A 7493-nucleotide genomic window follows, 5' to 3' on the forward strand; every position below is an offset into this window, starting at 1 on the left:
CAAAATTCATGCACGGGTATTTGTTTTCCATCGCACAGGCCGCTTGTTGGGCAATGCGCCTGTGCTGCTGGGGCAAGCCTTGGGTGACGAAGGCTTAGAGGGCGTGGGTGACCGGCCCTTGTCCCAGATTCCTCCAGAAGCGCGCATCACACCTGCGGGGCGTTTTGTGGCCCAGTTGGACCGCAATTTGGCCGGGCAGAGCATCATGTGGGTGGATTACGAGCAAGCCATCTCTATGCACCCGGTGCGCAGCCGCAACGCCCAGGAGCGGCGCTTGGAGCGCTTGGCCTCGCCGACGGTGCAAGACAATCGCATCACGTATGGGTGCATCAATGTGCCCACGCTGTTTTGGCGCACGGTGATAGCGCCCGCCTTTCGCGGCACCCGAGGCATCGTTTACATCTTGCCCGACAGCCACCCCTTGGTGTCGGTGTTTGCAGTGGCCCGGCCCGCCGGAAAACGGGCGGCCACAAAATGAATCTGTGGCTGCAACGGTCATCGGGCAAAGCCTGACGTAAAAAAGTGGGCCCGCAGGCCCACTCTTATTCAGATCGAAAGCCACCTCAGATCAAGGGCGGATCGCGATCTCGTTGCGCACCGAGGTCACGCCCTTGACGTTGCGGGCAATCGTTTCGGCTTTGTTGCGTTCTGCAGCATTTTTGGCAAAGCCCGACAGCATCACCGTACCGTTCAAGGTTTCCACGCTGATCGAAGAACCCGCCACAGCTTTGTCTTCAAAGAAGCGTGATTTCACCAAAGTGGTGATGCCCGTGTCGTCGATGAAAGATCCCACCGACTCTTGACCACGCGAGACCGCGCAGCCAGAAGCAAACACCAGAACCAGAGAGGCGGCCAAAGTGGCCCAAGTATTTTTTCGAATCATGTTGTAGTCCTATCGTGCAATCTGTCAAATCGGCCAAGCCTGAGCCTGGCCCCATGCTTGAGACTGCGCCCCCACAGGCATCAACTCAAGACCTTTGATGTTAGAAAATAGAAGGCCTGGGGTCGGTGCGCCAAAGCACACTGGCTCAGCTCAAATCAGCTGGCGCGGGCACCCAAGTCAGCAGGATTCCGTTGTCCAGCGGATTGGCGCGAGCGGCGGCAATCACCGGGCAGTCAATTCCGCCGGGCAAGCGCAGCATCAGGGCCAGCGAAGAGGCCTCTTTTTGCCCCAGGGCCTGGTTCAACCAAGCCTGCAGGCGCGGCACGTCGGTCGCCACCAGCCAAGCGCTCAAGGGTTTGCCGCAAACATTTGGTTTGGTTTGCCGCAATTGCGCCAAGGTCTGCGCGTTGCATTCCAGCACCACGCCCTTGGCGTTCAGCACCAGCTGCGCGCCGGGTGAGGCATCGTGCAGTTGCATTTGCCTTTCGCAGGCCGCTTCCAGGTCAACGCGGGAAGACTGCAGCTCTTCGTTCTGTAAATCCAGCTCGACCTGGTGCACCTGCAACTCGTGCAGCAAAGCCAGGGCGTCGTGCGCCGTCTCCGGTGTGGCAGCCAAGTCAAACAAAACACGCAGCGCCATGCTGGCGTCCTTGCCGATACTCAGGCCAGTGCTTTGCGCTTGAAGCAGCGTGTTGGCGCGTTCGCGCAGGCTCGACTGGGGATGAACGGGGGGTGTCAATGCTTGGGTCATCAGGGCAATCTTTGTGGGGACGATAGGGAGTGGCTTGAAGGGCCATGGTTCGATGTGATGCATCAAGCTGCGCCATGGGTTTCGCGCAAACGAAACTCCAGTGCTTTGGCGGAGCTGATGTCCACAAATGTGAGCACCGCGCCGTTGACCATGTTGGCCAAGGTGCGGTAGGGCATGATGCGCACCGAAAACCAGCGCCCATCGGTCGCCGTCACAGACTTGGTGCAAGGCGTCAAGCTGCGCAAGGTCTCTTTCACGTCGTCCAACAACAGCGGGTAGCCCAGCGTGTTGGCCAGGTCGCTCAAGGGGCGGCCAACATCGGCCTCGCGCAGATGAAAAATGGGCACCGCCTGTTCGGTATAACGGCGCACATTCAAGGCGTTGTCCAAAAACAGCGTGGCGATGTCGGTGCTGTTGAGTAAATTTTGCATGTCGCTTTGGGCCAGCGCCAGATCGTCGAGCCGGGTTTGCAATTCGCTGTTGATGGTCTGCAGCTCTTCGTTCATCGACTGCGCCTCTTCTTTGGTTGTCGTCAGCTCCTCGTTGGCCGATTGCAGTTCTTCGTTGCTCAGCTTCATCGATTCATGCAGCGTGAGCATCTGATCTTTCGACGCCTGCATGTCTTGGCGCAGGGCTTGCATTTCTTCTTGTGCATTTTGCAATTCGGCATTGGTCCCCACATCCACGGTTGTGGCCGGCCTGGCCTGGCCAGGCGTGGTGGGCAGCTCCTTGAAGACCACCATCGCCATGCCCGCCAGGGCCTGAGGCTTTTGCAAGGGGTGCACCGTGACTTGCAGTTGCCCAGAGCGCACCGCTGGCAGTGGCAAGCCATGAAGCACCACGGCCTGGTGGTCTTGCAAAGCTTGGCGCAAAGCCAGACCAATGGGGGCGCGCAGGGCGGGACGCAACATGACGTGCAAATTCCAATTGGCTTTGCCTGCAGCAGGCTCCAAATATTGGCCGGTTCGGCCACTGATGTACACAATGTCGCCCGATGCATTGACCAGCACGGCAGCTGGCGAAAACGCCTGCAGCAAGACCTGGTCGGCGAGAGACTGCAGGTTCTGCCCCGGCGGTGAGGTGGTGGAAGACACGGGCAACTCCTGAGATGGCGTGTGCGCAGGCACACGCAGGTGAACGGGGAAAAGCATCGCGCCCGGTGAGGTGGCTTGTGCCAAGCGGCCAAAAAGCCTAGAGCGGGGCACCAGGGTGGTGAACAAGTTTTGAGCGCGGCCCACCGTTTCGGCACTGCCCAGCACCAAGAGGCCACCGGCACGCAAACTGAAGTGAAACAAGGGCATCAAACGCCGCTGCAGCGTGGCGTTGAAATAGATCAACACGTTCCGGCACAGCAGCAAATCCAGCTGGGTAAAGGGCGGGTCCACGATCACGTCGTGCTGCGCGAACATGACCCAGTCCCGGATCTCGGGGTGCACCACGAAGCCGTCATCTTGGGCTGTAAAAAACCGTTCGCGCCGCGCCGCTGTCAGATCCCTCAAGGCCTGCGCGCTGTACCAGCCTTTGCGCGCCACGGTGATGGCCGCGGGGTTGAGGTCGGTGGCGTAAATTTGCACCGTCAATGCCGGCAAGTTCGCCGCATCTTGTGCTTCGCGCAGCAGCATGGCCAGGCTGTAAGCCTCTTCGCCTGTCGAGCAGCCCAGCACCCATGCGCGCAAAGGCCCAGGGCGGGACGCTGTGAGCAGGCCAGGCACCAGCTGCGTGGCCAAGTCTTGCCATACTTTGGGGTCCCGAAAAAACGAGGTCACACCGATCAACATTTCTGAGAACAACACGTCCAATTCTTGGGGGTTGCGCTGCAGGTGCTGCAGGTATTCGGCCATGGTGTGCAGTTGGTGCACATGCATGCGCCGCTCCACACGGCGCAGCAAGGTGCTGGGTTTGTACAAAGAAAAATCGTGTTTCAGGTGCAGGTGCAGCAAGTCCACAATCGCAGCCAACGCCGCCTCTGTGGCGGCATCGGAAACCTCTGGTGCAGGCTCGGATGCGTCCGCCAGCACAAAGGTCGACTGGCCCGCCGCCTCGATGGGGCCTTGGGCATCGTTGGCTTCCTTCGGTTTGTTGGGTTCGCTTGAGCGGGCGGCCCACTGTGCAATCAGGCGCGGCAGGTCTTGCGGCGGAGCCCATGTGTCCACGCAGCCCGAATCGATGGCGCTTTGCGGCATGGCATCAAAGCTGGCCGTATCGGGTTGTTGGGCCAGACACAAGCCTCCGGCGCGGTGCAAGGCTTGCAGGCCTTGTGTGCCATCGTGCCCCATGCCAGACAAAATCACCCCCGCTGCCCGGTGGGCCTGATCTTGGGCCAAGGAGTGCAAGAAGCCGTCAATGGCCTGCGGCGAACTGCTTGACTTTTTGGCCGGTTGAAAATGCAGCACACCGCGCACCACACGCAACTGCCCACCTGTAGGCATCACGTAAATGTGATTGGGGGCGAGCACCACACCGTTTTGCGCATCATGCACCGGCAGCTTTGTGATCCGCTGTAGCAAACTGCCCAGCAAGGTCTTGTGCTCGGCACTGGTGTGTTGCACCACCACATACGCCAAACCCGTGTCGGGTTGGACCTGCGCGAAGAACTTCTCCAAAGCCTCCAGTCCGCCGGCCGATGCGCCAATGCCCACAATGCAGGGGCCTGGGTGTGCGGTCAAAAGTGAGAGGGTGTCAGACAAAAATAACAATCATGGCGCGCATTTCAGAGTGAGCGGTTTCAAGCAGCCAATCGCATCGGCAACAAGCGATCGTATTCTGTTTTGATCACTTGGTAACACTCGCAGGCGCGTGACTCCATGCCCGCCCGGTCTAGCACCTTGATGCGCCCCCGCGAATAACTGATGAGCGCTTGGCGTTGCAGGCGCATGGCCGCCTCGCTCACCCCCTCGCGCCGCACACCCAGCAAGTTGGCCACTTTTTCATGTGTCAGCAGCAATTCGTTGCCCTCCGAGCGGTCCAGGCTCAGCAACAAAAAGCGGATGAACGCGTTCTCGACCGAGTGGTGGCGATTGCACACCGAGGTCTGGGCCATCTGCGTGATGAGTGTCTGTGTGTAGCGCAACAACAAATGCAGGAGCGGCACCGAATGCTCAAACTCCTGCAGCAGGTCAACGCCGCGCATGCGCAAAAAAGCACCGCCCGAAAACACGGTGGCATTGCTGGTGGTGGACAAGCCGCCCATGAAGCTGGAGACCCCCACAAAACCTTCAACGCCGACCAGAGACAACACAGAAGTACCGCCGTTTTCAATCTGGCCGTGCAAGGCCACCAAGCCATTCAGCGGAAAGTAAACATGTGAAAAAGACGTGCCCGCCTCGATCAACAATTCACCCGCAGGCAACACCACTTTTTTGAGCAAAGGCATCAGGCGAACCCAATCTGCTTCGGGCAAGCAAGCCAGCAGCTGGTTGCGCGGCCGGATCGTGCCCGCACTCATTCTGGCTTGAGCAGTGTGGGCCTCATGCGGCCTGTCTTGTAGAACGGCGTGAGATGAGGCGGTGTCATGAAATCGTGTCATGAAGTCCCATTCAAGGTACCGCAGCAGCGCTTAACAAAAAATTCAACTGGCCCTGTGCGGTGAACCATCATGCGCTCACAAAAAAGAGGCGGGTTTGATCTGGCGCATGAAAAGACTTGTGGTGTTGCACCCCTTTGGTGCGCGTCCATCTTTATTGACTTCTGAGCGCGTGTGGGCATGCCATGAAACACACCTCTTCGGTGTGTCAAACCACAGACGCAGGCCATGGCCTTGCCTAAAGTGAAAGTCTATTTTTCTTCTTTTCACTTCAAAGGTTCACATGTCAGAAGCTAAAACTGCGCACGAAAAAATGTCTTCATTGGGTGCCCGCGCAACCCAACAGGTGGATGGTCTGCTGGACGAAGCGCAACCAGCGCTCAGCCGCATGAGCCACCGCATTAAAGAAGAACTGAGCGACTATGGAGATTCGGGCAAAGAGGCCTTGTCAGACGCCAAGCACAAGCTCGAAAAAGAAGCCCGTCACATGCGTGTGACCACCGAGCACTTCATTCAGCACGACCCGATCCGCTCCGTGTTGATCGCTTCGGCCACCGGTGCTGCGGCGGCTCTGGCGGTCTCTTGGCTCATGCGTTCACGCCCGCAGTGATGCTCAGGCTGCTGCTGAAAATGTGGCTGTTGCCGCCAGACCTGCTCAAGTCGCATGCCCTGGGGTACGCCGACTTGGCCAGCGAGACAGGGGCGCGCTATCTGTGCATGCTCAAAAACCGCTGGTTCATGTACGGCTTGAGCGCCATGAGTTTCATGTTGGCCTTGATTTTCAGCGGTACAGCCTTGTTGTTGTGGAGCGCTTTTGCGCTGCACGATGCACCCCATTTATGGGTGTTGCTGGCGCTGCCTGCAGTGGCTTTGTGCGTCAGTGGCGCTTGCTGGTGGTGGGCAAGCCAACAGCGAATGCAGCCCTTGCTCAAGGACATCCAGACGCAAATTGCGCTGGACATCCAAGCCCTTCGGCAAGTGCATTCGGCATGACGCCTGACTTGACCCCTGTGCAGCGTTTGGCGCTTTCAAGAGCCCGACTCGCCCAGGCCCTGCGTGACCCGACTTGGCTGTTGCTATTGCAGCGCCTGCTGGAAGACAAAGCCCGGCCTTGAGCGCGGCAGCGGCCAAGACGTGCTGAGCGTGCAGGCACCCACCGACTTCCCTTTTTTCGACCCGGGCATTTCGCCCTTTTTACTGGACAACAAAAATGAACCCCTCCACCTTCCAACCCCGGCTGTCTCTTTTGGTCTTGGCCGTTTTGGCCAGCACCGGACTGCACGCCCAAGAAACCTTCATTGACAACGGCATGTATGTCGGCATCAGTGCAGGCCAGTCCAAGTCCAAGTTTGACAGTGGCATCACGGCACAAACTTTGTTGGGCTCCGGCGTCACCGCCGGCGCCATGTCCGAGGACGAGCGAGGCAACGCCTACAAAGCCTACATTGGCATGCCCATCAACCCCCACTGGGCGGTGGAGGCAGGCTACTTCGATCTGGGTCGCTTCGGATTTGACGCGGCCACCACGCCAACCGGCACTTTTTCTGGCGCCACTCGCATCAAAGGCCTGAACCTGGACTTGGTCGGCACCTTGCCCATCACCGAGCGCTGGTCTTTGTTGGGCCGTGTTGGCGCAGCCTATGCCCAAACAAAAAGCAGCTTCGTTGGCACGGGCGGTGGCGCTGTGGGCGCGGCCCCCACCAACAAACGTGACACGCATTACAAGTATGGCTTTGGCACTGAATACGCCTTCACCCCCGCACTGACCATGCGCTTGGAAGGCGAGCGTTACCACGTCAACGACGCTGTTGGCGAGCGCGTCAATGTGGACTTGATCTCCGTGGGCTTGGTGTACCGATTTGGCGGCCACTCTTCCTCGGCCAAGCCCGTGCGCACCGCTTATGTACCGCCTGTGGTGGAGCGCCCGGCCCCCGTGGTGATGCCCGAACCGGTGGCCGAACCCGCTGCGCCGGTCGCCGCCGCACCAGAAGTGGCGCCAGCACCGGTCGTCGCACCGGCACCCGCCCCCGCCCCGGTGCCCAAGCCTTGGGTCAAAGTCAAGCTGCAAGCCGATTCGCTGTTCGGTTTTGACCAAGACAGCCTGCAAGTCGATGGCAAACGCGCTTTGGACAACCTGATGCGTGAACTCCAAGGCGTCAATGTAGAAGCGGTGCAGATCACCGGTCACACCGACCGTCTGGGCTCTAAAGCCTACAACGCCAAACTGTCGACACGCCGCGCTGAAGCGGTGCGCAACTACTTGGTTCAAGTGGGTGGCATGAAGGCCAACTTGGTCACAGCCGTGGGTGTGGGTTCATCGCAACCCGACACCGCAG

9 protein-coding genes are annotated in these 7493 nt (G+C 59.3%); 5 read left to right on the forward strand and 4 right to left on the reverse strand.

Translation table 11 applies throughout. From position 1 onward, the window contains the following. Window positions 1-478 (forward strand): hypothetical protein (locus Q0341_RS14395; RefSeq protein ID WP_299514701.1); only part of this gene is annotated, 478 nt, incomplete at its 5' end. Window positions 479-568: 90 nt separating this feature from the next. Here Q0341_RS14395 and Q0341_RS14400 read toward each other — a convergent pair. The 4 genes from Q0341_RS14400 to Q0341_RS14415 form a co-directional block, all read right to left on the reverse strand. After that, a complete protein-coding gene (locus Q0341_RS14400; protein ID WP_299514702.1) occupies window positions 569-883 on the reverse strand; it encodes a BON domain-containing protein in 315 nt (104 codons plus the stop codon). Window positions 884-1028: 145 nt separating this feature from the next. Beyond that, entirely contained in the window at window positions 1029-1634 is a 606-nt protein-coding gene (locus tag Q0341_RS14405) for a PAS domain-containing protein (protein ID WP_299514704.1), read from the reverse strand. A 62-nt stretch (window positions 1635-1696) separates the two neighbouring features. Beyond that, window positions 1697-4300 (reverse strand): chemotaxis protein CheB, encoded by a 2604-nt coding sequence (locus Q0341_RS14410; RefSeq protein WP_299514707.1) that lies wholly within the window; start codon window positions 4298-4300, stop codon window positions 1697-1699. 59 nt (window positions 4301-4359) lie between these two features. Then, the gene (locus Q0341_RS14415) at window positions 4360-5079 is read right to left on the reverse strand and encodes a Crp/Fnr family transcriptional regulator (RefSeq protein WP_299514710.1); all 720 of its coding nucleotides are present in this window, start codon (window positions 5077-5079) and stop codon (window positions 4360-4362) included. 361 nt (window positions 5080-5440) lie between these two features. Between Q0341_RS14415 and Q0341_RS14420 the strand changes: the two genes are divergently transcribed. The 4 genes from Q0341_RS14420 to Q0341_RS14435 all read left to right on the forward strand — a co-directional run. After that, window positions 5441-5767, forward strand: coding sequence for a hypothetical protein (locus tag Q0341_RS14420; protein ID WP_299514713.1), 327 nt, complete (start codon window positions 5441-5443; stop codon window positions 5765-5767). Further along, window positions 5767-6150 (forward strand): hypothetical protein, encoded by a 384-nt coding sequence (locus Q0341_RS14425; protein ID WP_299514715.1) that lies wholly within the window; start codon window positions 5767-5769, stop codon window positions 6148-6150. Before Q0341_RS14420 ends, Q0341_RS14425 begins: the two co-directional genes overlap by 1 nt. After that, window positions 6147-6272: a hypothetical protein gene (locus Q0341_RS14430; RefSeq protein WP_299514717.1), complete on the forward strand. Its 126-nt coding sequence runs from the start codon at window positions 6147-6149 to the stop codon at window positions 6270-6272. Before Q0341_RS14425 ends, Q0341_RS14430 begins: the two co-directional genes overlap by 4 nt. A 95-nt stretch (window positions 6273-6367) precedes the next feature. Continuing rightward, on the forward strand, window positions 6368-7493 hold a 1126-nt coding region (locus Q0341_RS14435), incomplete at its 3' end, for an outer membrane beta-barrel protein (RefSeq protein WP_299514719.1).

This window comes from uncultured Limnohabitans sp. (genome assembly GCF_937889215.1).
Lineage (GTDB): Bacteria > Pseudomonadota > Gammaproteobacteria > Burkholderiales > Burkholderiaceae_C > Limnohabitans_A.

What these genes read in the sequence shown, in the direction of transcription:
- Q0341_RS14400 (WP_299514702.1), bottom strand. Translation starts at nt 883, where the DNA reads ATGATTCGAAAAAATACTTGGGCCACTTTGGCCGCCTCTCTGGTTCTG.
- Q0341_RS14430 (WP_299514717.1), top strand. Translation starts at nt 6,147, where the DNA reads ATGACGCCTGACTTGACCCCTGTGCAGCGTTTGGCGCTTTCAAGAGCC.
- Q0341_RS14415 (WP_299514710.1), bottom strand. Translation starts at nt 5,079, where the DNA reads ATGAGTGCGGGCACGATCCGGCCGCGCAACCAGCTGCTGGCTTGCTTG.
- Q0341_RS14405 (WP_299514704.1), bottom strand. Translation starts at nt 1,634, where the DNA reads ATGACCCAAGCATTGACACCCCCCGTTCATCCCCAGTCGAGCCTGCGC.
- Q0341_RS14420 (WP_299514713.1), top strand. Translation starts at nt 5,441, where the DNA reads ATGTCAGAAGCTAAAACTGCGCACGAAAAAATGTCTTCATTGGGTGCC.
- Q0341_RS14425 (WP_299514715.1), top strand. Translation starts at nt 5,767, where the DNA reads ATGCTCAGGCTGCTGCTGAAAATGTGGCTGTTGCCGCCAGACCTGCTC.